This window comes from Pedobacter sp. AC190, assembly GCF_979258025.1.
Map to the genome: position 1 here is coordinate 5,000,802 of NZ_OZ409824.1, position 26,931 is coordinate 5,027,732.

General features: G+C 35.9%; 16 protein-coding genes. 4 read left to right on the top strand and 12 right to left on the bottom strand.

What is annotated here, in order from left to right:
• Positions 1 to 12: 12 nt before the first annotated feature.
• From ACZZZI_RS21810 to ACZZZI_RS21840, 7 genes are all read right to left on the bottom strand, one after another.
• Positions 13 to 2,391 carry an ABC transporter permease gene (locus tag ACZZZI_RS21810; protein ID WP_463491376.1) on the bottom strand — a complete coding sequence of 793 codons (2,379 nt, stop codon included), beginning with the start codon at positions 2,389 to 2,391 and terminating at the stop codon, positions 13 to 15.
• Positions 2,392 to 2,469: 78 nt separating this feature from the next.
• Positions 2,470 to 4,845: an ABC transporter permease gene (locus ACZZZI_RS21815; RefSeq protein WP_463491378.1), complete on the bottom strand. Its 2,376-nt coding sequence runs from the start codon at positions 4,843 to 4,845 to the stop codon at positions 2,470 to 2,472.
• Between the two features lie 76 nt (positions 4,846 to 4,921).
• Positions 4,922 to 7,282: an ABC transporter permease gene (locus tag ACZZZI_RS21820; RefSeq protein WP_344766294.1), complete on the bottom strand. Its 2,361-nt coding sequence runs from the start codon at positions 7,280 to 7,282 to the stop codon at positions 4,922 to 4,924.
• A 71-nt stretch (positions 7,283 to 7,353) separates the two neighbouring features.
• Entirely contained in the window at positions 7,354 to 9,723 is a 2,370-nt protein-coding gene (locus ACZZZI_RS21825; RefSeq protein WP_463491381.1) for an ABC transporter permease, read from the bottom strand.
• A gap of 194 nt (positions 9,724 to 9,917) precedes the next feature.
• Entirely contained in the window at positions 9,918 to 10,616 is a 699-nt protein-coding gene (locus ACZZZI_RS21830) for an ABC transporter ATP-binding protein (protein WP_316756954.1), read from the bottom strand.
• A gap of 8 nt (positions 10,617 to 10,624) precedes the next feature.
• On the bottom strand, positions 10,625 to 11,017 hold the full coding sequence (locus ACZZZI_RS21835) for a hypothetical protein (protein WP_463491383.1): 393 nt from the start codon (positions 11,015 to 11,017) through the stop codon (positions 10,625 to 10,627).
• Between the two features lies 1 nt (position 11,018).
• The gene (locus tag ACZZZI_RS21840) at positions 11,019 to 12,263 is read right to left on the bottom strand and encodes an efflux RND transporter periplasmic adaptor subunit (RefSeq protein ID WP_424059013.1); all 1,245 of its coding nucleotides are present in this window, start codon (positions 12,261 to 12,263) and stop codon (positions 11,019 to 11,021) included.
• A 345-nt stretch (positions 12,264 to 12,608) separates the two neighbouring features.
• On the opposite strand from ACZZZI_RS21840, the gene ACZZZI_RS21845 reads away from it, so the two are divergent.
• Positions 12,609 to 12,986, top strand: coding sequence for an endonuclease domain-containing protein (locus ACZZZI_RS21845; protein ID WP_463491386.1), 378 nt, complete (start codon positions 12,609 to 12,611; stop codon positions 12,984 to 12,986).
• Positions 12,987 to 13,310: 324 nt separating this feature from the next.
• Here ACZZZI_RS21845 and ACZZZI_RS21850 read toward each other — a convergent pair whose 3' ends face one another.
• Positions 13,311 to 13,499 (bottom strand): hypothetical protein, encoded by a 189-nt coding sequence (locus ACZZZI_RS21850; RefSeq protein ID WP_463491388.1) that lies wholly within the window; start codon positions 13,497 to 13,499, stop codon positions 13,311 to 13,313.
• Between ACZZZI_RS21850 and ACZZZI_RS21855 the strand changes: the two genes are divergently transcribed.
• The 3 genes from ACZZZI_RS21855 (at position 13,498) to ACZZZI_RS21865 (ending at position 18,681) form a co-directional block, all read left to right on the top strand.
• Entirely contained in the window at positions 13,498 to 14,868 is a 1,371-nt protein-coding gene (locus tag ACZZZI_RS21855) for a sigma-54-dependent transcriptional regulator (protein ID WP_316756946.1), read from the top strand. The two genes, ACZZZI_RS21850 and ACZZZI_RS21855, sit on opposite strands and share 2 nt — an antisense overlap.
• Before the next feature lie 93 nt (positions 14,869 to 14,961).
• Positions 14,962 to 16,320 (top strand): sensor histidine kinase, encoded by a 1,359-nt coding sequence (locus tag ACZZZI_RS21860; RefSeq protein ID WP_463491390.1) that lies wholly within the window; start codon positions 14,962 to 14,964, stop codon positions 16,318 to 16,320.
• 171 nt (positions 16,321 to 16,491) lie between these two features.
• The gene (locus ACZZZI_RS21865; protein WP_463491392.1) at positions 16,492 to 18,681 is read left to right on the top strand and encodes a bifunctional alpha,alpha-trehalose-phosphate synthase (UDP-forming)/trehalose-phosphatase; all 2,190 of its coding nucleotides are present in this window, start codon (positions 16,492 to 16,494) and stop codon (positions 18,679 to 18,681) included.
• A gap of 1,402 nt (positions 18,682 to 20,083) precedes the next feature.
• On the opposite strand, the gene ACZZZI_RS21870 is transcribed toward ACZZZI_RS21865, so the two are convergent.
• The 4 genes from ACZZZI_RS21870 to cobA all read right to left on the bottom strand — a co-directional run bounded on the left by ACZZZI_RS21870 (position 20,084) and on the right by cobA (position 26,419).
• Positions 20,084 to 21,868, bottom strand: a complete 1,785-nt coding sequence (locus ACZZZI_RS21870; RefSeq protein ID WP_463491394.1) for a glycoside hydrolase family 15 protein — start codon at positions 21,866 to 21,868, stop codon at positions 20,084 to 20,086.
• Between the two features lie 574 nt (positions 21,869 to 22,442).
• Positions 22,443 to 23,711, bottom strand: coding sequence for a glucose-1-phosphate adenylyltransferase (locus tag ACZZZI_RS21875; RefSeq protein WP_316756938.1), 1,269 nt, complete (start codon positions 23,709 to 23,711; stop codon positions 22,443 to 22,445).
• Positions 23,712 to 23,719: 8 nt separating this feature from the next.
• On the bottom strand, positions 23,720 to 25,132 hold the full coding sequence (locus tag ACZZZI_RS21880) for a glycogen synthase (RefSeq protein ID WP_463491396.1): 1,413 nt from the start codon (positions 25,130 to 25,132) through the stop codon (positions 23,720 to 23,722).
• 492 nt (positions 25,133 to 25,624) lie between these two features.
• The gene (cobA, locus tag ACZZZI_RS21885) at positions 25,625 to 26,419 is read right to left on the bottom strand and encodes a uroporphyrinogen-III C-methyltransferase (protein WP_316756935.1); all 795 of its coding nucleotides are present in this window, start codon (positions 26,417 to 26,419) and stop codon (positions 25,625 to 25,627) included.
• Positions 26,420 to 26,931 lie beyond the last annotated feature (512 nt).

Sequence of the window (26,931 nt, forward strand, 5' to 3'; positions counted from 1 at the left end):
GTTAACTCGGTTCTATTCATATTTAAGTGCATCAACAGGATTTGCTTTTGCGGTTTTGTAAGCCTGAAAACTTACTGTAATTAATGCCATGATTAAAGTTCCGAGGGCAGCGAGTGGCATAATCCACCAGCTGAATTCGGTATGATATTCAAAATTATTCAGCCATTTTCCCATAGCCAAATAACTAATAGGAACTGCGATTACAATTGCCACTATAATCATCTTTATAAAAGAAAGGGATAATAATTGCATCAAATTTACAACAGAGGCACCAAGCACTTTGCGTACGCCAAATTCTTTAGTTCGTTGTTCGGCACTGTAAGCAACCAAGCCAAATAAACCCAAACACGAAACGAAAATTGCCAGTCCGCCGAAGAGATTAGAAAGAATACCTAAGGTTTTCTCAGCTTTATATTTCTCCTGATATAATGAGTTTACGAAAGTAACTTCGATGGGGTATGCAGGATTAATTGCCTTGGTAATTTTACCGATTGTTTCGATATTACTTTGCAAGCTGTTTGCACTGTTGAGGCGCATGGTAATGGTGCCAGTTTGTCTTAAATTTATAAAAACAACTTGTGGATTGTTAGATTTATAAGGCGAATCCCACACGTAATCATCAAACACACCAACAATATGTGCGTTTGTACCAAAAAGCGTTACTTTTTTACCGATTGGATTTTTGTAGCCAAATACTTTAACCGCCGATGCGCTTACTATAACAGCACTGGTATCTGAAGCGAAGCTCTTCGAAAAATCTCTTCCCTGCAGTAATTTTATGCCATTGGTTTTAATAAAATCATAGGATGTAGCAACCTGATTAAACATCACTGTATTTTCGGGTTTAGTCATTCCATCCCACTTAATATCCATAAAATTTCGACCACGATGAGAAAGACTAACTGACGATTGATACATAGAAGTAACAGCGCCAGATTTTAGTATTTGCGTTTTAAATAAATCGAATTTGTTTTTTAATTCGCCATCCTGAGGGATTTCGACTAAAGTATTTACATCAAAACCAACTGGTTTATTTTTTATGTATTGAATTTGGCGATAGATAACCAAAGTTGAGATAATGAGGATGATGGCAAAGCAAAATTGCCCGATCACTAACACTTGCCTTAAGCTGATATTTAAAAATCCTTTTGAAGTAATTTTTCTTTTTAAAGTTTGAATTGGATTAAAGGCTGATAAATAAAAAGCTGGATAACTGCCCGCAATTAATCCTGTGGCTAACACGATGCCTAAAATACCAACCCAGCTTGCCGCATTGAAGTAAGAAATGCCCAAATTGATATTTAGGAGCGCATTAAATGCAGGCAACGAAAGTTCTAATAGTGCAATTGCAAGTATAACGGCAACTAAGGTTAGCACCATCGATTCGGTTAAAAACTGGAGAATTAGTGAAATACGATTTGCACCAATGGTTTTTTTGATACCAACTTCCTTTGCTCTTTTCTCTGATTTGGCCGTAGCCATATTCATAAAATTGATGCAGGCAATCAATAAAATCCCAAATGCTAAACCCACAAAAAGATAGATTTGTTCAATATCGCCACCAGCAGGTTTACCATTTTCAAACTTCCCAAATAAATGCAGTTTGTTGGCTTGATATAAAAAATGTGGCTGTGATTGTGAATTCTGTGGTGTATTTGTTTTTACTAAAGCCTCAATTTTACGATTTACCAAATCAATATTTGCATCTGGATTTAGAGATACCATGGTTACGAAACTATAATTATTCCAATTCAAATCTTTAGCACTACCATCAACAATTTCGTAAAACGACCATGGCATTAAAAAATCAAAACGATTAGAACTATTTTCTGGCAAATCTTTTATTACGCCAGTTATTGTTAGGTTTTCCTGATCCTGATAACGTACAGATTTATTTAAAACATCGGTTGTGCCGAACAACGTTTTTGCTGTACTTTCTGTTAAAATAACCGAAAGTGGATTTTGAAGCGCTGTTTCTGCATTGCCCGAAATGAACTTATAATCGTACATTTTAAGGATATCAGGTTCTGCAAATTTCGAATCTTTTTTATAGCTGTTTTCTCCGTTGGCAATTAAGCTTCTTTTGCCATAATCCATTCGGGCGACATATTTCACCTCCGGCAAATTCTGTTTCAATAGTGGCGCGAGAGCTGTTGTAGTGCCATTAAATGTTGCAGCAATTTTATTTCCTTCGCCAGGTACGTTGGTCATCGCTACAAAAACATTTGCTGAATTTTTAGCCTGTTTATCGAAATTCCACTCGTAAGAAACATACAACAACAGCATTAAACAAGCTGCAAGACCAATAGCCAAACCAATTACATTAATGAAAGAAGAAGTTTTATTCTTCCAAAGGTTTCGCAAAGCGATTTTTAAGTTTAATCTGAACATATTTTGAGTTTTACGTGGTAAGTTTTAAGTTGTACGTTTTAAACCTATAACTTAAAACGTATAACTTATTACCAACTATTATTCGTATTTCAAAGCATCGACAGGATTAGCTTTAACAGCTTTTTTAGCCTGAATGCTCACGGTAATGATGGTTAATAAAATGGTTATTGTAGCGCTCATTACAAATGGCAGCACTGGCAAATCGATTCGGTAAGCAAAGGTTTCAAGCCATTTTTTGGTAAGGATGTAGGCAACTGGCCACGATATAACATTGGCTAAAAGAACCATAATTAAGAACGAACGATTAATTAGTTTGAAGATTTGAACATCGCTTGCACCTAAAATTTTACGAACGGCTATCTCTTTTATTCTACCATTTGTAATGTATTTTGCAAAGGCAAACAAACCTAATATGGCGATGAAAATGGTAAGCAATGCGGCGGCAAAAAATACCGATTGTAGTTGTTCTTGTTTTTTGAAGAGTTTTCCGTAAAGCTCATCTAAAAATTCGTACCTGAAATCTTCTCCATCTTTAGGATTTATTTGAGGCCATTGCGATTTTAAAGCGGCCAAAGCCGAAGCCATTTTGTTTTCCTCAATCTTCAGCATGATCTGTAGTTTCGGATTTCCACAAGGATTTTTGATTGAATAAATAGTCGGCTGAACAAGGCTTTCAAATCCCTGTGCCTTAAAATCTTTAATTACACCTACAATTTTGTAATCGGTATTACAGCCTTTAATTGTTTTCCCAACTGGATTTTTCATTCCATATTTGGCCACTGCACTTTCATTAATTACTGCAGAATTTACGGTATCGGTACTGAATGATGATGAGAAAAAGCGACCTTGTTTCAGCTTAATATCCAGCGTTTCGAAGTAATCAAAATCTACATCAACAAAATCAATACTGGCTTGCACCCCCTCAAAAGTGTAACCATTTGAACCATTTTCTGCACCATCTGGAACATCGGTTGCCACAGTTGCAGCTTTTATTCCATCGATTTTTAAAATCTTATCCCTAATTGGAGCAAATTTATCAGGTTTATTGAAGTAGGTAATATTTTTAATGTAAACCACCTGATTTGCTGTAAAGCCCAAATCTTGAGTGCGCATATATTTCAATTGAGAATTGATTATCAGCAAACCAATAATAAAAATTACGGCAATGCTAAACTGAAAAACCAATAATCCGTTTCTTAACCATGAACTTTGTTTGCTGGTAGAGAAATTACCTTTAAGCACCAAAGCGGGCTTAAATCCCGATAAAACCAAAGATGGATAGGTACCAGCGATTATGGTTATCAAACATAAAACGAGTGGCAACTGCCAAAACAGATTATTTTCAATTGTCCAGATGGATAGATTGATCTGGAAAAGATTATTGAAATACGGCAAAGCCAGTTCAGCCAAAATTAGGGCAAGAATCGTAGCTACAAAGCATTGTATAAATATCTCTGCAAGAAATTGTGTAGTCAGCTGAAAACGATATGCACCCATCACTTTTTTAACGCCAACTTCTTTTGCTCTTTTTGTCGCTTGTGCAATGCTCAGATTTGTAAAATTGATACATGCTATAACCAGAATCAAAATTCCTAATACGGAAAGGGCTAATAAAATTTTATATGGTGCATCATTACCAGCTTTAGGTCTTAAATGTAAGTTTGAAAGCGGATCTAGAAATGTGGAAATACTTTTTATTTCTTCAATTGTTTTCTGGTCGGTTTCGCCTTTTAATAACTCTTTTCTGTAAAGGTCTGTTATTTTTTGCTCCAGATTTACAACATCAGTTCCTGGTTTAACCTGAATGTATGTGTTATAGTTATTATAACCATAATTTTCACCTTTACCCAATTCGCTTGCTACAGATAAGGCATCAAAAGTTATATTTGAATGCGAATCATTTACAATCGAGCCAGTTATCATTCCTGTTTGACCAGAAGTACTACTTCCCATGCTTACCATTTCTGGTTTTTCATCTTTTTTATTTGGAAAAAGCACCGTCATACCTTCTTTATTTATATAAAAAAAGAACTCACTTTCTCCATTTGGTTTTTGCAAACCTGTGCTCGGATTAAGATTGAGCATTGCAGCCGCCTCGTAATCCGAATACATAAAGTTTTTAATAAACGTTGTTTTACCCTTGTTTTTTAAAGCCAACTCAAAAGTTTCATTTTTGGTAATGCCAGCCCGCACAACCTCAGGAAAGTTCTGCTTAATGGCTTTTGCAAAAGGTGGAGACGTATAATTCGTTTTAAAATCAGGATATATTCTCCCTACTACATAAATATTATTGTAATTCGGATTGGATTTATCGAAACTGGTTTCGTAAGTAAAATACATTACAACTAAAATAAAAGCAGCCAAAGCAATGGCTAAACCACCAACATTGATTGATGTTATACCTCTGTTTCTCCACAGATTTCGCAACGCGATTTTTAAGTTAAGTCTGAACATATTTGGGTTATTGGTTTTGTGTTACCTGTTACGAGCCCAGACTTTCAACTGGTAACCCGCAACTGCTAACTCGATTCTATTCATATTTCAAAGCATCAACAGGGTTAGCTTTTGCCACTTTTATCGATTGTATGCTGACCGTTAACACGGCTATTAAAACAGATAAGGTAATGGCTACTAAAAACGGAATGGCCGAAATTGATATCCGATATTCGTAACCAGAAAGCCACTTATTAATAATAATATAGGCTACAGGAAATGCTATTAAATTTGCAATAGCTACTAGTTTGATAAAATCTTTATTCAATAGGGTGAGGATATTACCTGTACTGGCTCCTAAAACTTTACGAATACTGATTTCTTTTTTACGTTGTTCGGCCATAAAAAGCGCTAAGCCTAATAATCCTAAACAAGAAATGAAGATTGCAAAGCCGCCAAACCAGTTTGAAAGCGTTCCTAAAAGTTTTTCACTTTTAAATTTTTTCTCAAAATTATCACTAACAAACCTTATATCTGCAGGGTAAGCTGGATTCAACTTTTTAACTTCACTTGTTATCATATTTACCGATGAGCTAATATTTTGCTTATCGTTTAATCTTAAAATTAAAAAGGTTGCTCTACTCGGATTTTGAGCAATTAGAAGCGGCTGAGGTTTTTGATAAGCCGATTCCATTACATAATCTTTCATTACCCCGATAATGCGAAGTGGCTGATCCCAATCAATTAACTTACCTACTGGATTTTTCATTCCCATAACTTTAACCAGCGCCTCGTTTACCAATACATTGCTTGTATCAACAAAATCTTTTGAAAAATCACGCCCATCCAAAATCTCCATTCCAGTAGTTTTTGCTAAATCAAGATCTGTGAACCTAAAGTTTACCAGAATTTTATCTGCTGGATCTTTACCAGGCCAGTTAACTCCATAAGTATTATTACCTCCAGCGGTTAAAGAGTTACTATATTCGGTTACGCTTGTAACTGCACCCGATTTCAATAGTTCATTTTTGAGCACTTCTCTCTTTCCTTTTGCAGCTAATTCTCCAGTAATCGGGATTTGAATTAAATTTGCTCTATCGTAACCAATAGGTTTGTTTTTAATAAAATTAAGTTGCTGATAAATAACAGCAGTACAAACGATTAAACAAGCTGCAAATACAAACTGGAAAACAACTAAAAATTTACGAATTGAAAGCGAAGAACCACCACCCAATTTGAAACCCTTTAATACTTTTACCGGATCGAATGACGAAAGATAAAATGCTGGATAACTGCCTGCAACAATACCCGTTAGTAAGGTAAGTCCTAAAAAAACAGACCAAAACTGCCATTCTTTGTAATCTATTTGAAGCGTTATGCCCAACAAATTATTAAAATAAGGCAAACTCACCTCAATTAAAACAAAAGCAACTAACATACTTAATGTAGTAAGCAAAATAGATTCGAACATAAATTGGCCTATAAGATTTTTTCTTGAAGAACCTATCGCCTTACGCACGCCTACTTCTCTCGATCTTTTCTCTGATTTTGCAGTAGAAAGATTCATAAAGTTTACACAAGCAATTAGAAGTATGCAAAATGCAAGCAAGAAAAATATTCTTAACTGATCTATTCTACCGCCAACATTTTTTCCGTTTTCAAATTTTTCGTACAGATGCCATTTAGAAAGTGGATGTATAAACGGTTCGCCATTAGCGTCTTTATCATGGGCTTTAATCATCCCATGAAGCTGATTATTAACCTTATCAAAAAATGAATTATCCTGAAGTTGAAGAAATATCATACAAAAATTGTTTCCCCAGCCACTATCTTTTATCCATGGATTTAATTTTTCATATAAATTCCACGAAAGGAGATAATCTATTTCTAAGGTGCTGTTTTTTGGTCTGTCTTCAATAACACCTTCTACTTTTAAGCTTTGATTATTGTCCAACTTAACCACTTTATTTATTGGATCTTCGCTGCCAAAAAGATTTTTAGCAAGGGTTTCAGATAAGATTACACCATCAGGATTTTTAAGAAACGTAGAAGGATTTCCTTTCAAAACCTTGTAATCAAACATTTTCAGGAAATCGGGATCGGCAAAGCTCGCACTTGCCTTAAAATTATTCTGATTGTAAGTAAGCAACTGCAATTCTGGATAAGATAGTCGACTAACTTTAGCAACACCAGGAACTTTCGCTTTTATATCATCCTGTAACTTTCCAGGAAAAGCCATAAAACTAAATGTTTCTTTTGCTGTTTTCTGGTTATTGTACATTACGTACGTTTTGTCGTAATCAGTAAATTGCTTATCGTAACCATATTCATAAGCAACATATAAAAGTAAAACCATGCAGCTGGCTAAACCAATAGCCAATCCACCCAAATTAATCAGGGTAAATCCTTTATTTCTCCAAAGGTTTCGCAAAGCGATTTTTAAGTTAAGTTTGAACATATTTCGAGTATTAAGTAGTAAGTTTTAAGTCGTACGTTTTAAACTTAAAACGTAAAACTTACAACCATTCTTTATTCATATTTAAGTGCATCAACAGGGTTAGCCTTCGCAACTTTTACCGATTGTATGCTTACAGTTAGCACGGCAATAATTACAGAAATGCCAGCCGCGACAACAAATGGCCAGGCCGAAATTGAAACGCGATACTCGAATGCAGAAAGCCATTTATTAATGATGACATAAGCCAATGGAAAGGCAATAATATTTGCTATAGCCACCAGTTTTATAAAATCTTTATTTAAAAGCGTAAGGATATTTGCTGTGCTGGCCCCTAAAACTTTACGGATACTGATTTCTTTTTTGCGTTGCTCGGCCATGAAAAGAGCTAAACCTAATAAACCTAAACAAGAAATGAAAATAGCAAAACCACCAAACCAGTTTGACAGCGTTCCTAAAAGTTTTTCATCTTGAAATTTCACTTCGAAAGATTCATTTACAAACTTTCTGTTAACAGGATAGTTAGGCTCCATTTGATTTACCAGCTCATCTATTTTGGCTAATGATGAACTGATATTTTGATTTGGACTTAAGCGAGCGATAATCATACTTGCATTATCTTTTGTATTTAGATAAAAAATCATAGGTGCTACTTTTTGATAAGCACTTTCTACAACAAAATCTTTAACCACGCCAACATTCGTTAATCTATTACCCCAAAAATCAATTACGGCACCTATTGGATTTTTCAAACCCATCATTTTTACTGCCGATTCATTTAGCATTACACTATTCGTATCGTTTAAAAATTTAGGAGAAAACTCTCTCCCACTGATTATTTCTGTACCGATAGTTTCGGCAAAATCATAACCAATTCCTCTGTGATTAAAGGAAACTAGCTCATTTGGATTTTTGCCTTCCCATTCGATATTTGTAGTATTATTTCCACCCTCGGTAAAATCTGAACTAAAAAAAGTTACATTAGTTACAGCGCCCGATTTTAATAACTGAGTTTTAAGAAGTTCTAATTTGTTCTGATCTCGTAATTTTCCATCAACTGCAATTTGAAGTAAATTTGATTGGTTATATCCGATAGGTTTGTTTTTGATATAATTAAGTTGCTGATAGATAACTACCGTGCAAATAATTAAACAAGCAGCAAAAACGAATTGCCCTACTACCAAAATCTTCCTTACCGAAACCGACGAATCTGTTTTAATCTTGAAGCCTTTTAATACTTTAATTGGCTCAAAAGATGAAAGATATAATGCAGGATAACTTCCAGCAACGAAACCCGTAAAAATCATCAGGCCGAAAAGAAGTAGCCAAAAAGCACTGTTATTATAATTGATAATAAGCTTAATATTCAGTAGATTATTGAAATATGGCAAACTCACTTCAACCAAGATAAAGGCTAAGACAGTAGCAATAAATGTAATCAGCATCGACTCTAGGAAAAATTGGCTCACTAAAGATTTACGTGTTGAACCAATTGCTTTACGCACACCAACTTCTTTAGCCCTACGCTCAGAACGTGCAGTTGATAAATTCATGAAGTTTACACAAGCGATTAGTAGTATGCAAAAGGCTAGCAGTAAAAATATTTTAAGCTGGTCTATTTTACCACCGATCGACTTTCCATTTTCGAAATCGCCGTACAAATGCCATTTAGTTAAAGGATGAAGCATAGCATCTGCTGTAATTTCTTTATTATGCCTTTTATAAATTCCTTTTATATCGTTGTTTGCCTTAGTAAAATCGCTATTATCTTTTAATTGCACCAGGGTAAGACACATGTTATTTCCCCAATTGTCTTCCTTTGCCCAGTTTTCTCTTTTAACAAATAATTCCCATGGCATTATACAATCGAACTTGATACTGCTATTGGCTGGCGCATCATCCATTACGGCTTCCACTATTAAAACATCTTGATTTTCTAACTTTATGGTTTTATTAATTGGATCTTCATTACCAAATAATTTTTCTGCGAAAGATTTAGTGAGGATAACGGTATTAATATCTTTTAAAACCTTTGAGGGGTTTCCTTTGATAAATTTATAATCTAATATTTTAAGAAAATTTTGATCGGCAAACACAATTTTACTCCCGATTTTATTTTCTCCGACAGTGATTAAATTTAGCCTTGGATAGGTTGAATGCGAAGCATATTTAACACCTGGAAATTTCTCTTGTAAATCACGAGCCATCACATTGGGTGTCCACGACCAACTAAATGTTTTGCCATTAGCAACAACGCTTTGATAAACTACATAAGTTTTTTCATTGTTTTTAAATTGCTTATCATAGCTCCATTCGTAGGCTACATATAAAAGCAAAATCATGCAACTAGCCAAACCAATGGCCAATCCTCCTATATTGATAAGAGAAAATCCTTTATTTTTCCAAAGGTTTCGCAATGCGATTTTTAAATTTAATTTGAACATAGGGTGTAGGGTTTAAGATATAAGGTTTAGGGCGTCGGCCTTACGCCTTAAACCTCTAAGCTTTTACCTTTAAAAAGCGCCTTATCCGAATCTCCCTATCCAGGAAGATTCGATTGGCTATCATTAAACTAAAACTAAATTTTACTCGATCAAAGTTTTTGAACTTTGGTCTTTGAGCTTTCAGCTCTAAATCTTTATATCAATTCCTCGTTTCTGCTTTTATTTATCTTTTCAGAAATCACGTGACCATCTTTGAGGTTGATGATTCTGTTTGAAAAACTTGCGTCGTGACTTGAGTGTGTTACCATTACGATTGTAGTTCCAGTTTCGTTTAACTCGCAAAGCAATTCCATAACTTCGTTACCATGAGAACTATCCAAGTTACCTGTAGGTTCATCGGCTAAAACCAACTTTGGTTTGGTAACCAAAGCCCTTGCCACGGCCACACGTTGCTGCTGACCGCCAGAAAGCTGCTGTGGAAAGTGACCGCTACGGTTTACGATGTTCATCCTTTCGATGATTTCATTAACCAGTTTTTTGCGTTCTCCAGCAGGAACCTTATTATAAATCAATGGCAATTCGATGTTTTCGAAAACAGTTAACTCATCAATTAAGTTGAAATTCTGAAAAACGAAACCCATATTTCTTTTACGGAAATTAGAACGTTCTCTGTCGTTTAAGGTTAACAATTCGGTGTCAATAAACTTATAGCTACCGCTTTCAGGTTTATCTAACAAACCCATTACGTTTAACAAAGTTGATTTTCCACAACCAGATGGCCCCATTATGGAAACAAATTCACCTTCTTTTACATGAAAGTTAATTCCATTAAGTGCAGTAGTTTCTACTTCTTCAGTTTTGTAAACTTTTTCTAATTTTTCGATCTTTATCATTGTTGAAGTTATTTTACGGTCAGCTGTATATTTGCTTTTTGTCCCTTTTCCATTTTGATTTCAAACTCTTTTTCGCCAAGTGTTTTATGGTAAAGTTTAAAAGTATATACACCTGGTTCAAGCTGTATTTCTGTATTTGTTGATTTTAATGAAATATTAAATTTCAATTCTTCTCCCTGCACCAGATCAATATTATCTAATAGATCTGTATTACCCTGCATTTTAAATATTGCTAATGCTTTAGTTTGCTTGGCGTCTTTTGCCGATTTGCACCAAATATTCATTTCGTAGGCTATTCCGTTTTTACTGTCTTTCAAGTTTGCTTCTCTCTTGAAGATTCCCTGCCCATTTGCAAAGAATATCAAACAAATAAGAGAAATTGTACAGAAGGTTTTTTTCATTTTATTTATTTATCTGTACCTGGTCAAACTGATTAAATTGATCGTAAGATGAGGTAATAACTTCATCGCCTTTGGCCAAACCTTCTAATATTTCGTAATACAAGTAATTTTTTCTTCCGATTTTAACGTTTTTCTTAATTGCTTTACCATTGTTTACCACAAACACCCACGAACCACCTGTACTTTGGAAAAACTGACCTTGTGCAAGGAGCAACGATTTGCTGTTATCAGATAAAGTTAACTTTGTTTGTAACGATAAGCCACGACGCAAACCTTCTGGTGCTGGTATTTTGAAAACCATTTCTACCTGAAATTGACCAGCTGTAACCTCGGGAATTACTTTGCTAACTGTTAAATCGTAGGTTTTACCATTGAATTCGCAAGTAGCAGTCTGTCCTTCTTTAACTCTATTTATATAATATTCATCAACACCAGCCTGCAACTTATAACCTTGCAAAACATCAATTTTTCCTATCATTTCGTTTGAATTGTATGATTTACCAGTTACAGGATCGTAAGAAGAAAGCTTTCCAGAAACAGGCGCTTTTATCGTCATGTTTTCGATGTTTTTACGGATCATTTCTAAACTTTCGTTCATTTGTCCCATCGATTGATCGATTTGCGCCAGCTGCATTTTTCTACTCTGATTTTCTTGATTTATTGCCTGACGAACGATTTTCAGCTTACCCTGATAATATTCGTAATCCTGACTGGACTTATTAAATTCCTGTAGCGTTATTACTTTTTTAAGATACAAGCTACTATCTAATCGATATTGACGGGTTGCGGTACGTAAGTTATTTTCCACATCCAAAACATCTTGATTCAAAATTCTTTGATTTTGCTCTAAATCCAATCTTGATTTGCGTAACTGATTAATTTGCTCTGTAGCAGCAGTTTGCTGTGAAGTATAGCCCAGCATTGCATTCGAATTTGCAATTCTAAGTAAAGGAGTTCCTTTAACCACTGATGCGCCATTTTCGGTAAAAATTTCTGCAACTGTGCCACCTTCCGATGAACTTACGATAACAGATGTTAAAGGAACAACACTGGCATTTAACAAAACAACATCTTCGAAATCGCCATATTCTACTTTACTAATGGTTAATTTATCGGCATCGGCACTATATGTTTTCTTTAATGATAGAGTATAGCCATAAATTACAACTGCTATGAAAGCAATTGCTCCACCTATTATAATCAAGGTTTTAGTGCTAAATCTTTTCTTGTCTATTTTCTTATCCATTGTTCGGTTGTACTGTTTGGTTTGCTTAATATCCAAGCTTGTGCCAAAAGCCCAAAACACAATTAAAATACTAACTATCAGATATTTAAAAGTTTTTATATTTTTTTAATGTTCATTATCGAACAGTTTATGTGCGAGAGCGGACAGTTTAGTTATTTTTGGAGAAAGAACCTCACCCCATTATCCCTCTCCTTGAAGAGAGGGAGCGAAGAGCAGAAAAAAGCAAAGTATAAGTTGTCGAATTGGTTCAAACCACCTAATCGAAATTTCCCTCTCTTCAAGTAGAGGGAGAGCACAAAAGAACAAATACTTTTACCTTTATAGGGTGAGGCATTTTAGAAAAAAATGGAAAACTACGGAGATGAACTTTTCAAGGGAGCAAACCATAAACTCTTTGAGTTTTCTAAGGTATTGAGGAAAACTCAAACTGATGCAGAAGCAATAGTTTGGCGAAGTTTGAGGAACAAAAATATTTTAGGTTTTAAATTTCGAAGACAGCATCCTTTGGATAAATATATTGCAGATTTCTATTCTCATGAGGCTAAATTAATTATTGAAATTGATGGTGGAATTCATAATCAAGTAGATAACATAGAATATGATAAAAACAGAAGTTATGAATTAGAGGAACTTGGAATAAAAGTATTAAGATTTACAAATGAAGAGGTAAACGAAAGTTTGGGGATGGTTATGGATGTGATTAGAGGAAATTTGCAGAAATAAAAAAACCTCACCCCTTTATCCCCTCTCCTAGAAGAGAGGGGGCGAAGAGCAGAGAAAAGCAAGGTGGATAGAAAATTTAATTCAAACCACCTAACCACCGTTTCCCTCTCCTAGAAGAGAGGGGGCGAAGAGCAGAGAAAAGCAAGGTGGATAGAAAATTTAATTCAAACCATCTAACCACCGTTTCCCTCTCTTCAAGGAGAGGGGGCGAAGAGCAGAGAAAAGCAAGGTGGATAGAAAATTAATTCAAACCACCTAACCAGCGTTTCCCTCTCCTTGAAGAGAGGGGGCGAAGAGCAGAGAAAAGCAAGGTGGATAGAAAATTTAATTCAAACCACCTAACCGTTTCCCTCTCCTAGAAGAGAGGGGGCGAAGAGCAGAGAAAAGCAAGGTGGATAGAAAATTTAATTCAAACCATCTAACCACCGTTTCCCTCTCTTCAAGGAGGGGGATAACACAAATAACAAATACTTCTTCCTTTAATTGGATGAGGTTTTTAAAATTTAAATTCATGTTAGACGCCACAGTTTTAATTATTGATGATGACGACGACATTCTGTTGAGTGCTCGTTTGTTCCTTAAACAGCAGGTAAAACAGGTTATTACTTGCAAATCGCCGAAAGAAATTAACGTTCTGCTAAGTAAAAACGAGGTTGATATTATTCTTTTGGATATGAATTACCAGAAAGGTGCAAGCGATGGACGCGAGGGTTTGTACTGGTTAGAACACATTTTATCAATCGATAAAGATTATGTTGTAATTTTAATGACAGCCTTTGGAAATGTTGAGCTCGCCGTTAAAGCGATTAAGAAAGGTGCAACTGATTTTATTCTTAAACCCTGGGAAAATGAAAAGCTTTTCGCAACTATTTCTGCAGCTTCAAAACTGAGAGAATCGAATAGAAAAGTGAAGAAATTAGAGAAAATTCATTCTTCATTACAAAAAGACCTAACTCGGGGTTTTGAAAATATTGTTGGGCAGGCAGAAGGAATTAAACAGCTTCAAACTACTCTTTTAAAAGTTGCTCCAACAGATGCCAATGTTCTTATCTTAGGCGAAAATGGTACTGGAAAGCAGGTTTTTGCTTATGAAATTCATGGAAATTCGCAACGAAAAAATCAGGTTTTCATGCATGTAGATTTAGGCTCATTAAATGAAAATTTATTCGAAAGCGAGCTTTTTGGCTACGCAAAAGGTGCTTTTACTGATGCTAAAGAAGATAAACCTGGTAGGTTTGAACTTGCTGATGGCGGAACAATATTTTTAGATGAGATTGGAAATTTAACCCTACCTCTGCAAGCCAAGCTTTTAAGTGTTTTGCAAAATAGAACAGTAACACGTTTAGGCGAAAGCAAAGAAAGAAAAGTTAATGTTCGTTTAATTACGGCAACGAATATGCCACTAAATGAAATGGTGGCTAAAAATACATTCAGACAGGATTTACTTTTCCGTATTAACACAGTTGAGCTTTTGCTACCACCTTTACGCAAACGAGGGACAGATATTTTATTGCTTGCTAATCATTTTATGCAGGTTTTTAGTTCGAAATATCATAAAGAAAACCGAAGTTTAAGCAATAAAGCAAAGGATATGCTTTTAAGTTATAAATGGCCTGGAAATGTTAGAGAACTACAGCACGTTTTAGAGCGGGCAGTAATTATGAGCGATGGTAACGAAATCACTGAAGAAGATTTACAGCTTAGTCCGCAGCGATTTGCACAAAATAATACCATGCCCGATGAAATGGCACTTGGCGATATGGAGAAAATGATGGTGCAAAAAGCTATAGATAAACACAAAGGAAATATATCGAAAGCAGCCGCAGAATTGGGCTTAACCAGAGCAGCTTTATATAGGAGGATAGAAAAATTCGGAATTTAATTAAGGTAAGCGGTAAATGGTTTAAGGCGTAAGGTTAAAACGCATTAAGCCCTGCCCTAAACCCTAAACCTTTTGCCCAACACCTTTAAAAACATGTTTTACAAACGCTTTACTTTTCGTTTAATATCAAGGTTGCTCGTTATTAACTTGCTTGCCTATCTCCTATTTTACCTTATCCAAAATACGCAACTTTGGTTTACCATTATCGGTGTAACCTTGGTTTTATTGGGCACCATTATTTCGCTTTATTACTACATTAACGAAATCCGTTCGGATATAAAACGTTTTATTTTAGCCGTTAAAACCCGCGATCATACTTTAAATTTCAAAAATAAAACCACTAAAGGCAGCTTCCCAGAATTGTATGAATCATTTGGCGATATTCTCCAGGTGCACAAACAAATTCGTTTGGAGCAAGAGGCGATGTTTCAGCTCATTAAAACCATTTTAGAACAAGTTCCTGTTGGCGTAATTGTAGTTAATAATACTACTCCTGAAAGCGAAAATGAAGAAATCGCTTTTTTTAATCAGGCGGCATCTAATCTTTTGAGTGTTCCAGCCTATAAATATTGGCATCGCTTAAAGCAACATTTGCCAATTTTCGCAAATGAAATTGAACAAATCGCTAACGGAGGCAAAAGATTTTTAGAACTCAAAATTCAGGATAAACTGATTCAACTTTCTACAGAGGTTATTCCGCTAAATCTTTACGGAAAGAATTACACCATTATTAGTTTCCAAAATATTAAGGATGAAATTGAACAGAAGGAAACAGAGGCATGGAATAGGTTAATTGGTGTTATTTCTCATGAAATTTTAAATTCAATTACCCCGATCAGTTCTTTGTCTGATACAATTAACAGCATGGTAACCGACAAAGAAAATCTGGATTTGGATGAAATGGAAGACTTAAAAACAGCCCTTCAAACCATTAAACGTCGCTCATCTGGCCTTTTAGATTTTGTTAAAGATTATCGTTTAATTGCAGAATTACCAACACCAAGCCTCGAATCGCATACCATAGGCGAAATATTGAAGCACATTAAAGTGCTAATGCAGCCTTTTGCAAAAGTTAAAAATGTAGTTTTGGATGTTGAACAAACTTCATCAAAAATTACGGTTCAATTAGATTTAAAACTGATAGAGCAAGTACTGATTAACCTAATTACGAACGGGATTTACGCTGTCGAAGAAAATGAAAGTCCTCATATTTCTGTAAGTTATCGATTAGAAAACACCAAACTTTATATAGATGTAACCGACAATGGAAAAGGTATCGATGCCGCAGATTTAGAAAAAATTTTCGTTCCGTTTTACACTACACGTAAAAATGGCTCGGGCATTGGTTTAACGATTAGTCGCAACATTATGAAAATGCATCGCGGTAGTATTGAAGTTTTTTCCGAACCTCATCAACAAACAACTTTTTCGTTGATGTTTAATTATGTCTAATAAAAATCAATCAAAATTTATGCGAAAAATTTATTTTGTTAGTGCTGCAAATTTCGACACATACGCAGTTTATCAATTTACTTTAAATCATTTGAATGTTTTATTAACCAAATAATTCAAACAAAAACTATTTTAAGCGCTTTTATTTATGTGGATACATCAAATACAAGCATGAAAACAGTTATAATATCGAACAGACTACCCGTTAAAATCATTGAAAAAGACAACGAGTACATTTTTATTCCGAGCGAGGGTGGCCTCGCAACAGGACTTGGAGATGTTTACAAAACTGGCAACTCTATATGGATTGGCTGGCCAGGCATCGAAGTCCCAGAAGAACGACAACAAGAAGTAATAGACAAACTTAGCGACCTCAATCTCTACCCTGTATTTCTAACTCAAGACGAGATCAATCTTTACTACGAGGGCTTTTCAAACGAAGTTTTATGGCCCGTATTTCATTATTTAGTTACTTACGCCCATTACGAACAGAGTTATTGGGATTGTTATAAATCAGTAAACGAAAAGTTTGCGGCGGCAGCTTTGAAAGTTCTTTCTAAAAAAGATAAAATATGGATACAGGATTACCAATTATTACTTTTATCAGGTATTTTACGCGATAAACTACCAGAATCAACAATCGGTTTTTTCCAACATATTCCTTTCCCATCATACGAAATTTTCAGGTTAATTCCATGGCGAGTTGAACTGCTGAACGGAATGCTTGGCGCAGATTTAATTGGTTTTCATACTTATGATGATGTACGCCATTTCTTAAGTACGGCAACCAGGTTACTTCCTGTAAATTCATCGGCCAATATTTTAAATAGTAACGAAAGGCAAATTGTTGTCGAGGCTTTTCCAATGGGAATAGATTTTGAAAAATTTTCGAACTTAACAGCCTTCAACGATGTACAGCGGGAGGTAGAATATTTCAGAGCTGGAAAAGAAGATATGAAAGTAATTCTTTCTATCGATAGATTGGATTATAGTAAAGGAATTTTAGAACGTTTGAAAGCACTGGAATTGCTTCTGCAAACCCACCCCGAATATATCAATAAAATTGAGCTATATATGATTGTGGTTCCATCGAGAGATACGGTTCCGCAATACCGCGATTTAAGAGAACAAATTGACCAGTTTGTTGGAAATTTGAATGCCAGATATCGCTCCATTAACTGGATTCCAGTTAATTATTTTTATCGTTCCTTTCCAATTGAAGTTTTATCGGCCCTATATTCAACTTCGGATATATGCTTAGTTACACCAATGCGTGACGGAATGAATTTGGTGAGTAAGGAATATGTTGCCAGTCGGAATAACAACGATGGGGTGCTTATTTTAAGTGAAATGGCAGGTGCTTCGAAAGAATTAACCGATGCCATAATTGTAAACCCAAATAATATGGGCGACATTATGGAGGCTATTGTTATGGCGCTAAAAATGCCTTTAGAAGAACAACAAATCCGCATGAAAGCCATGCGGGATATTGTAGAAAAATTCAATGTTAAACATTGGGTTAATAATTTTATTTTAAGACTAAACGAAGTGAAAGATTCACAACATTCATTACTTACCAAACATGCCGTTAATTTAATTAACGAAAATATAACAAAGCGATACCATGAAACCGATAAAAGGGTTTTATTTTTAGATTACGATGGGACATTAGTTGATTTCGCTGGCAATATCGATGATGCATCTCCAGACGAAGAGCTTTACAGCTTAATTGAAAAACTTACGGCCGATGCATCAAATAGTGTGGTTATCATCAGTGGAAGAAGAAACGAAACTTTAGAAAACTGGTTCGGGCATTTAAAAGTTGATTTAATTGCAGAACATGGTGCATGGCAAAAAGCGCATGGCGATAAATGGAATTGTTTACCGCTTTTAACCGACCAATGGAAGCAGGAAATGAAAGCTATTTTAGAAACTTACACAGATAGAACGCCTGGCTCTTTTATCGAAGAGAAAAGTTTCTCATTAGTTTGGCACTACCGCAAAGCGGAAGAAGGTTTAGGCGATTTACGAGCTAACGAGATCGTGAGTCATTTAAAGATTTTAGCTGCTGACAAGGGTTTGCAGCTTATGCCAGGAAACAAAGTCATCGAATTTAAAAACATGGAAGTGAATAAGGGAAAAGCAGCTTTAAACTGGCTCTACGGTAAACGCCCTGATTTTATTTTGGCTTTAGGCGATGACCATACCGACGAAGATATTTTTAAAGCCTTACCAGATGATGCTTTTACTATTAAAGTTGGAAATAATATTTCAGAAGCCAAATATTACCTTAATGACTATAATGAAGTAAGGAAATTGCTTTGGAGTTTGGTTAAGGAAGATTTTGCAGGAAGAGATTAAAATATTGTCTCGTTTCGTGTCTAAAATAATGTTTCGTGGGGACACGAACCATGGCGTAGAAGAAATTAATTGTAACCCATCGTCATTTCGACAAGCTCAATGTGACATACTATTGCATCCTCGGTTCCTGTCCTCACGAATCGAAACAATAATTAAATAATGTTCGTGAGGAAACGAAACCATGGCATCAGGAAATTAATTTTAAACCCATCGTCATTTCGACAAGCTCAATGTGACAATTATTGCATAATCGGTTCGTGTCCTCACTAATCGAAATGAGAATTAAAATAATGGTTCGTGAGGATACGAACCATGATGTAGAAAAAATTAATTTTTACCCACCGTGATTTCGACAAGCTCAATGTGACATACTATTGCATCCTCGGTTCCTGTCCTCACGAATCGAAACAATAATTAAATAATGTTCGTGAGGAAACGAAACCATGGCATCAGGAAATTATTTTTTAACCCATCTTCATTTCGACAAGCTCAATGTGACAATTATTGCATCATCGGTTCGTGTCCTCACGAATCGAAACAAGAATTAAATAATGGTTCGTAAGGACACGAACCATGGCATAGATTAAGAAATTAATTTTTAACCCATCGTCATTTCGACAAGCTCAATGTGACATAACTATTGTATCCTCGGTTCGTGTCCTCACGAATCGAAATGAGAATTAAAATAATGTTTCGTGGGGACACGAACCATGGCGTAGAAGAAATTAATTTTTAACCCATCGTCATTTCGACAAGCTCAATGTGACACAACTATTGCATCCTCGGTTCGTGGCCTCACGAATCGAAACAATAATTAAATAATGGTTCGTGAGGACACGAACCATGACGTAGAAAAAATTAATTTTTACCCATCGTCATTTCAACAAGCTCAATGTGACACAACTATTGCATCCTCGGTTCGTGTCCTCACAAATCGAAACAAGAATTAAAACAATGGTTCGTGAGGACACGAACCATGGCATAGACGAAATTAATCTTTAACCCATCGTCATTTCGACAAGCTCAATGTGACAATTATTGCATCATCGGTTCGTGTCCTCACGAATCGAAACAAGAATTAAATAATGGTTCGTAAGGACACGAACCATGGCATAGATTAAGAAATTAATTTTTAACCCATCGTCATTTCGACAAGCTCAATGTGACAATTATTGCATCCTCGGTTCGTGGCCTCACGAATCGAAACAATAATTAAATAATGGTTCATGAGGAAACGAAACCATGGCATAGACGAAATTAATCTTAACCCATCGTCATTTCGACAAGCTCAATGTGACATAACTATTGTATCCTCGGTTCGTGTCCTCACGTATCTTAAATAATGGTTCATGAGGACACGAACCTTGGATTATAACATGTGACAACTTATTATAAATTTTAATTACAAAAAGATCGGTCTATCCAATTTAATTGCGATGCGATAAGCGGCATTCATTAAACCAACATGGCTATACGCCTGCGGAAAATTACCCCACTGACTACCAGTTTCAGCATCAACATCTTCGCTAAAAAGTAACAAGTGATTGCAATATTTAATGATATTTTCAAACTCTTTAATTGCTTCATCAACTCTCCCAACACAAGCCAAGGCCTCAACATACCAAAAAGCGCAAATCAAAAATGTGGTTTTCGGCTTACCAAAATCATCGGCATGTAAATAGCGGTAAAACAATCCATGCTCTGTTTTAAGTTCGTTTTCTAAAGCAATTAAGTGGTCTTTTGCCCGATCTGATGCAGGATCTAAATACCCCATCATAATTAACTGCAAAGTACTCGCATCTAAATGCTTGCTTCCCACTGCATTAGAATAAACTTTTCTCTCTGGGTCGTAACAAGCCTCGATATGCGCTGCAGCTTTATCAATTAAAACCTGTGCCCGCTCTTCAAAATCCTTGTTTCCAATGGTTTTAGCCATTTTTAATGCGGCATGTGCTCCTGCCCATTGAAACAAATTACTATAACAGTGCACATTTGCAATATTTCTGAATTCCCAAATGCCTGCATCTTTTTCGTCAATCGTTCGTTCGATTTTAGAAAGCACACTTTCAATCCATTTTACCGAATCGCTACGCTCTGAAAACACAAAACGATGGTCGGTATAGAGTGGCAACATCGAAATTAAAACCTGTCCATAAATATCATTTTGGATATGCTCGAAAGCCTGGTTTCCAATTCTAATGGGCTGTTCGCCTTTGTAACCTTCTAAATGGTCTAATGTTGTCTCAACAATTTGTCTTTCACCAGCAATGCCGTATAAAGGTTGATATCGTTCATCTTCAGCATAAGAAATATCGGATAAGTAATTAAAGTACTTTTCCATTTCTTCAAAATGACCGATATGGTTTAACGAGGTAAGCACATAATGCGAATCTCTTAACCAACAATATCGGTAATCCCAGTTTCGCGTACTTCCTGGAAATTCTGGTAAACTGGTTGTACTGGCAGCGATAAATGCACCTGTATCTTCATATTGATGGATTTTTAACACCAAGGCCGAACGAATTACGAAAGGTTGATAGAAACCAGCGATTGAGGAATGTTTAATCCACAATCTCCAATAAGCAATCGTTTCACGAAGAAAATTCTCAGCTGTACTTACTATTGGTGCTTCTAAGTTTTCACCATAAGTCATGATGAGATATTTCGCTTCGTTTAATACAAACGCTTTTTCATCGAGAATGTAGGTTAGCGAAACGTTTGTACTCAACCGAATATTTTCATCACAACCATGATAATCGATGTGATTACTACCTCTACTAGCTCGCATTTTATTTTTTCCATAATCACAAACTGGTTCACATTTAATGGTAATTCTTGGATTTCCCTCCAAAGGTTCAATCTTTCTGATGAACATCAGTGGTTTAAAATACCTTTCGTATAAATGAAAGCGAGGAGCAAAATCAGTTATCCGATATTTGCCATCAGCAGCAGCAATTTCTGTCCTTAAAACATTAGTGTTTTCTATATAATATTGCGTCGAAGTGTACTCACCTTGCGGTAAAATTGAAAATTCGCCTCCTTTTTTCTTGTCCAATAAGCTTCCAAAAACGAAAGGACTATCGAAACGTGGCCAGCAAAGCCATGAGATATCTGTATTTTTATTTACGTGTGCTAAAAATGCACAATTTCCTATTATTCCTGTCTGATAAAGGTGTTGTTCGGCCATAAACTCATTTTTGTGTTTATTTACTAACAAGAGAATGCCAAAAATGTTGGAGCGAAGGAGGATTTAACGGAGGATTATCGTGATGCATGGAACAAGCCGTTGTAGAATAAGCCTCATTGAAGTGAAAATATTTTTTTTTTTGCAGCAACTTTGAATATGCTGTCATTCTGAGGAACGAAGAATCTGCAACCGATGAAACAGATTCCTAGTGCCTCGGATTGACAGAAGTTAAAAATATTGCAACGAAAAGCAGGGCTGCGATCGGCAATGAAAAGCTAAACGTTCACTTTCAAAAAACCTCTTTATGTTAAAGCAGTTATTTGGCTAAGTATCTTAATCTCTATCCTTAATGTGATGCATGAAACAAGCCGTTGGTGAATAAGCCTGATTGAAGTGGAAATATTTTTTTTGCACAAGCTTGAAACAATGTCATTCTGAGGAACGAAGAATCTGCAACCGATGAAACAAATTCCTCGTGCCTCGGATTGACAGAAATGGTTGTACTTTTTACCAAATCAAAAAAAAAGCCAGTTTGAAAGAATCCAAACTGGCCTAGTTAATGATAATGATTATCTTAAATTACTGTTCCGCTTGGTAAAATAGCGCCTTTTTTAACAACTACGATACCATCTTTAACAGCGTAAAGTTCATGGTCGCCGTCTTCTAAATGCGGACCGCCGTTAATTTTTACATCGTTACCGATACGACAGTTTTTATCTATAATTGCGTTGTTTATGTAACAACGATCGCCAATACCTATTAGGGAATTTCCTTTATTGGTTTCGGATTGGATTTCCTCTAAAGTTTGATAACGATCGCTACCCATAATATAAGCGTTGGTTACCACAGTATGTTTACCGATGCGGGCACGAATACCTAAAACAGCGTGTTCTACCCTACTTGCTTGTACAATACAGCCTTCAGCAATAATTGCTTTTTCTAAAGTTGTACCCGAAATTTTCGATGGTGGCAACATCCTTGCTCTAGTAAAAATAGTATGGTTGCTATCAAACATATTAAACTTTGGAATTTCATCTGTTAAACCTAAGTTCGCCTCAAAGAATGATGAAATATTACCAATGTCAGTCCAATAGCCTTCGTATTGATAACTCAATACCCTGCTTTGTTCAATTGCTCTGGGTAAAATTTCTTTACCAAAATCTTTCTCCTCCTCGTTCTCATTTAAAATATTGATTAAATATTCTCTGTTAAAAACGTAGATACCCATTGAGGCTAAGAAATTACGCCCTTCACCCTGCATTTCTGCACCAGTATCTGAAACCCAATCTTCTAAACCTGTTTTAGGTTTCTCGATGAATGAAGTAATCATATTTTCATCATCGGCTTTCAAAATACCAAAATCGGTAGCATCTTTTGCCGTAACTGGGATTGTGGCAATGGTAATTTCTGCATTTGCCTCGATATGCTTCTCAATCATATCTTTGAAATCCATCTGGTACAATTGATCACCAGAAAGAATTAAGATGTAATCGAACTCGTGCGAAACAATGTGGTGCATACATTGACGCACCGCATCTGCAGTTCCTTGAAACCAGCCAGCGTTTTGAACCGTTTGCTCTGCGGCAAGAATATCAACAAAAGCCGTACTAAAATGGCTAAAGTGATACGTATTTTTAATGTGTTTATTTAGGGATGCTGAATTAAACTGTGTTAGCACAAACATACGGTGGATGCCAGAATTGAGGCAATTTGAAATTGGGATGTCTACCAACCGATACTTACCAGCTATTGGAACGGCTGGTTTTGAGCGTGTTTGTGTAAGTGGCGATAATCTAGAGCCCTGGCCACCGCCAAGGATAACGCCTAAAACTTTGTCAGTCATGTTTAAGCTTATTTTAATATTTGGTATAATTCTATGTAATTCGTTGCTGCTTTATCCCAAGAATGGTCAATTTTCATCATTGTTTTTCTAACAGCTTTAAAAGCTTTTTTATCATTATATAATTCTACAGCTCGATTTATGGCATGGGTAACATCCCAAATGCTGGTTTGGTCGTGGCAAATACCAAAACCCCCATCGCCAATATCAATTACTGTGTCTTTTAAACCGCCAACTCTACGTACAATCGGAACCGTTCCATAACGTAAAGCATAAAGTTGATTTAAACCACAAGGTTCTACCCTCGATGGCATTAAAAGGAAATCTGCACTGGCATAAATCTCGTGCGAAACCTGCTCATTATAACCAATGTAAGTATTATATTTCCCTTCAAAAACGCCTTTTAACTGATTCAACCTTCCCTCAACCCAACTATCGCCAGACCCTAAAACCAATATGTTTATGTTATCACCATGTTGTTGTAAAGCGGTGTAAAAAATATCAGGAAGCAAATCAGCTCCTTTTTCATCAACCAATCTGCCTATAAAAGTGAAGAGTGGTTTCGAAGAATCTAATTGAAAAACATCACAAAGTGCCTTTTTGTTTGCGGCTTTTCCTGCTTCAACTGTTTTTAAATTGTAACTTTTACCAAGCATTGGATCTGTTTCGGGGTTCCAAACTTCACTATCAATTCCATTTAAAATACCCGAAGATTTCCAACGCTCCTGTCTTAGCAAGCTTTCTAAGCCACGGGCATTATTCATCATTTCTTCTAAATAACTTGGCGATACAGTTGTTACTCGCCATGCACATTTAATTGCAGCAGCTAAAGGATTTATCGCATCTTCCCAACCCAGTAAACCACCTTTCCACAAATCAAAAGCCGGTAAATAATATAATTTATCCCAGCCAAACTGGCCTTGGTATTGGGCATTGTGGATGGTTAAAACTGTAGGAACTTTGCTTATATTTTGATATTTTAAACAGTTGGCAACCATGAAAGGAACTAAACCAGTATGATGATCGTGACAATGAATTACATCTGGGCGATGCTCCCATTGCGCAATCCAATCTAATGTTGCAATTTGAAAAGCTACAAAACGCTCGGTATCATCGGTATAGCCGTAAACATTAGGCCTATCCGTTAGTCCTTGAATGTGAACTAAGTATAAATCAAATCCAAGTTTATTAGTCTTTTCTCTTAATACTCTATATTGAAAATGATGATTTCCATAGTTCGACCACGCATCATAGGCAACTTCAAACTCACTTTCGCGGATAAATTTTGTATCGTAAGCAGGCACAACCACTTTGGCAATGTGCCCTATTTTATTTTGATATTTAGGTAAAGCCCCAACCACATCAGCTAATCCGCCAACTTTTGCAGCAGGGTAACATTCGGCGCTTATATGTATAATTTCCATCAAATATTTGGTGTAGATAACTTCGTTAAGTTAGTAATTGTTTTCTGATTTGGAAATAATTCAAAATTTATTTTTGGGAATAGATTTTCCCGCAGATTTAGAAGATTATCGCAAATTAAAGTCACTCAGGTTGTTAATTGAATCATGATTTTTTGAAAGTTAAAGCCCCATGCTTTTCGGAGATTGCAGTCCTGCTTTCCGTTCAAATCTTTTTAACTTCTGTCATTCCGAGGCACGACGAATCTGTTTCATCGGTTGCAGATTCTTCGTTCCTCAGAATGACGGGATATTCAAGGTTGCTGCAAAAAAAGTATTTCCACTTCAATCAGGCTTATCGAACAAAAGTCTGTTCCAAACAAATTGCCTAACCTTTTCAAATTTAACTTCTGCGAAAATCAACGTAATCTGCGGGAGATCATTAAAACAAAAACCGCTAAGCTTTCGCTAGCGGTTTTTAACAACAAAACAAATAAATGTGGTTTAGGTTAATTATTAATACTCTGCAGCAATAATTTCATAGAAATCTCTGATCGGTTGAAACTGTGGATGTAAGGAAACAACATCTCCAAAAACTAATAAAGCTGGAGCTGTTATTTTTTTATCTTCAACCAACTCTGCAATAGTATCTACAATGCCGATAACAATTTTTTCTTCAGGCGTAGATCCATTTTGGATAATAGCAACTGGTAATAAACCTTTACTTTCAGCCTGAAAAATAGCTGCGATTTCTTTTACCTTTTCAATACCGTTTAAAACTACGATTGTTGCTTTTGTCTTAGCCGCGACGTATAGATCTTCAGAAATTTCGCCTTTAGAATTTGTACCAGTTACGGCCCAAAAGCTTTCGCTTAAATCTTTATAAATCATTGGTATTTTTTGCAAACTTGGCGCACCAGTTGCACTAGATATACCAGGAATAATTTCAGTTGGAATGCTGTAAGATTCTGCAGCATCAATTTCTTCGTAACCTTTGGCAAAAAAGAAAGGGTCGCCGCTTTTTAAACGAACTACATGACCGTAGTTTAAAGCATAGTCAATGATTAATTTATTCACTGCATCTTGCGAGAAATCTTCATCATCAGTACGTTTACCTACGTAAACTTTCGGAATACCATCTGGAGCATGACATAGTAAAGCTTCGTTCACATTTGCATCATACAAAACAACATCAGCTGTTTTTAATGCTTTAACACCTTTTAAACTAAATAAATCAGGGTCGCCAGGACCAGCACCTATTAGTGTAATTTTTGGTTCAATGTTCGCTTTTTCTACTTTATTTAAAATCATGACAGAAAATATTAGCTCGTTTTTATTTTTATTAATTATTCAAATATACAAAGTCTATAGAAATTGTAGTAATTTATTTTAAAATATTTTTTTATTATCGCTTACCGTCATTGCGAAGTGCGAAGTAACCTTGATGCGATCGCTAATATTTAACCCACAGTCGTAAGATTGCTTCGTGCCTCGCAATGACGACTCCACTTGACTTTGTGTCATTCTGAGTGCAACGAAGAATCTTAAGGCGATCGCTAACATTTAATCCACAGTTTTAAGATTTGCTTCGTGCCTCGCAATGACGACTCCACTTGACTTTGTGTCATTCTGAGTGCAACGAAGAATCTTAAGGCGATCGCTAATATTTAACCCACAGTTGTAAGATTGCTTCGTGCTTCGCAATGACGACTCCACTTGACTTGTCATTCTGAGCGCAACGGGGAATCTTAAGGAGATCTCTAATATTTAACCCACAGTTGTAAGATTGCTTCGTGCCTCGCTATGACGACTCCACTTGACTT

What these genes read in the sequence shown, in the direction of transcription:
- ACZZZI_RS21840 (WP_424059013.1), bottom strand. Translation starts at nt 12,263, where the DNA reads ATGGATAAGAAAATAGACAAGAAAAGATTTAGCACTAAAACCTTGATT.
- ACZZZI_RS21830 (WP_316756954.1), bottom strand. Translation starts at nt 10,616, where the DNA reads ATGATAAAGATCGAAAAATTAGAAAAAGTTTACAAAACTGAAGAAGTA.
- ACZZZI_RS21810 (WP_463491376.1), bottom strand. Translation starts at nt 2,391, where the DNA reads ATGTTCAGATTAAACTTAAAAATCGCTTTGCGAAACCTTTGGAAGAAT.
- ACZZZI_RS21855 (WP_316756946.1), top strand. Translation starts at nt 13,498, where the DNA reads ATGTTAGACGCCACAGTTTTAATTATTGATGATGACGACGACATTCTG.
- ACZZZI_RS21870 (WP_463491394.1), bottom strand. Translation starts at nt 21,868, where the DNA reads ATGGCCGAACAACACCTTTATCAGACAGGAATAATAGGAAATTGTGCA.
- ACZZZI_RS21865 (WP_463491392.1), top strand. Translation starts at nt 16,492, where the DNA reads ATGAAAACAGTTATAATATCGAACAGACTACCCGTTAAAATCATTGAA.
- ACZZZI_RS21845 (WP_463491386.1), top strand. Translation starts at nt 12,609, where the DNA reads ATGGAAAACTACGGAGATGAACTTTTCAAGGGAGCAAACCATAAACTC.
- ACZZZI_RS21835 (WP_463491383.1), bottom strand. Translation starts at nt 11,017, where the DNA reads ATGAAAAAAACCTTCTGTACAATTTCTCTTATTTGTTTGATATTCTTT.
- cobA (WP_316756935.1), bottom strand. Translation starts at nt 26,419, where the DNA reads ATGATTTTAAATAAAGTAGAAAAAGCGAACATTGAACCAAAAATTACA.
- ACZZZI_RS21860 (WP_463491390.1), top strand. Translation starts at nt 14,962, where the DNA reads ATGTTTTACAAACGCTTTACTTTTCGTTTAATATCAAGGTTGCTCGTT.
- ACZZZI_RS21880 (WP_463491396.1), bottom strand. Translation starts at nt 25,132, where the DNA reads ATGGAAATTATACATATAAGCGCCGAATGTTACCCTGCTGCAAAAGTT.
- ACZZZI_RS21850 (WP_463491388.1), bottom strand. Translation starts at nt 13,499, where the DNA reads ATGAATTTAAATTTTAAAAACCTCATCCAATTAAAGGAAGAAGTATTT.
- ACZZZI_RS21820 (WP_344766294.1), bottom strand. Translation starts at nt 7,282, where the DNA reads ATGTTCAAACTTAACTTAAAAATCGCTTTGCGAAACCTTTGGAGAAAT.
- ACZZZI_RS21825 (WP_463491381.1), bottom strand. Translation starts at nt 9,723, where the DNA reads ATGTTCAAATTAAATTTAAAAATCGCATTGCGAAACCTTTGGAAAAAT.
- ACZZZI_RS21815 (WP_463491378.1), bottom strand. Translation starts at nt 4,845, where the DNA reads ATGTTCAGACTTAACTTAAAAATCGCGTTGCGAAATCTGTGGAGAAAC.
- ACZZZI_RS21875 (WP_316756938.1), bottom strand. Translation starts at nt 23,711, where the DNA reads ATGACTGACAAAGTTTTAGGCGTTATCCTTGGCGGTGGCCAGGGCTCT.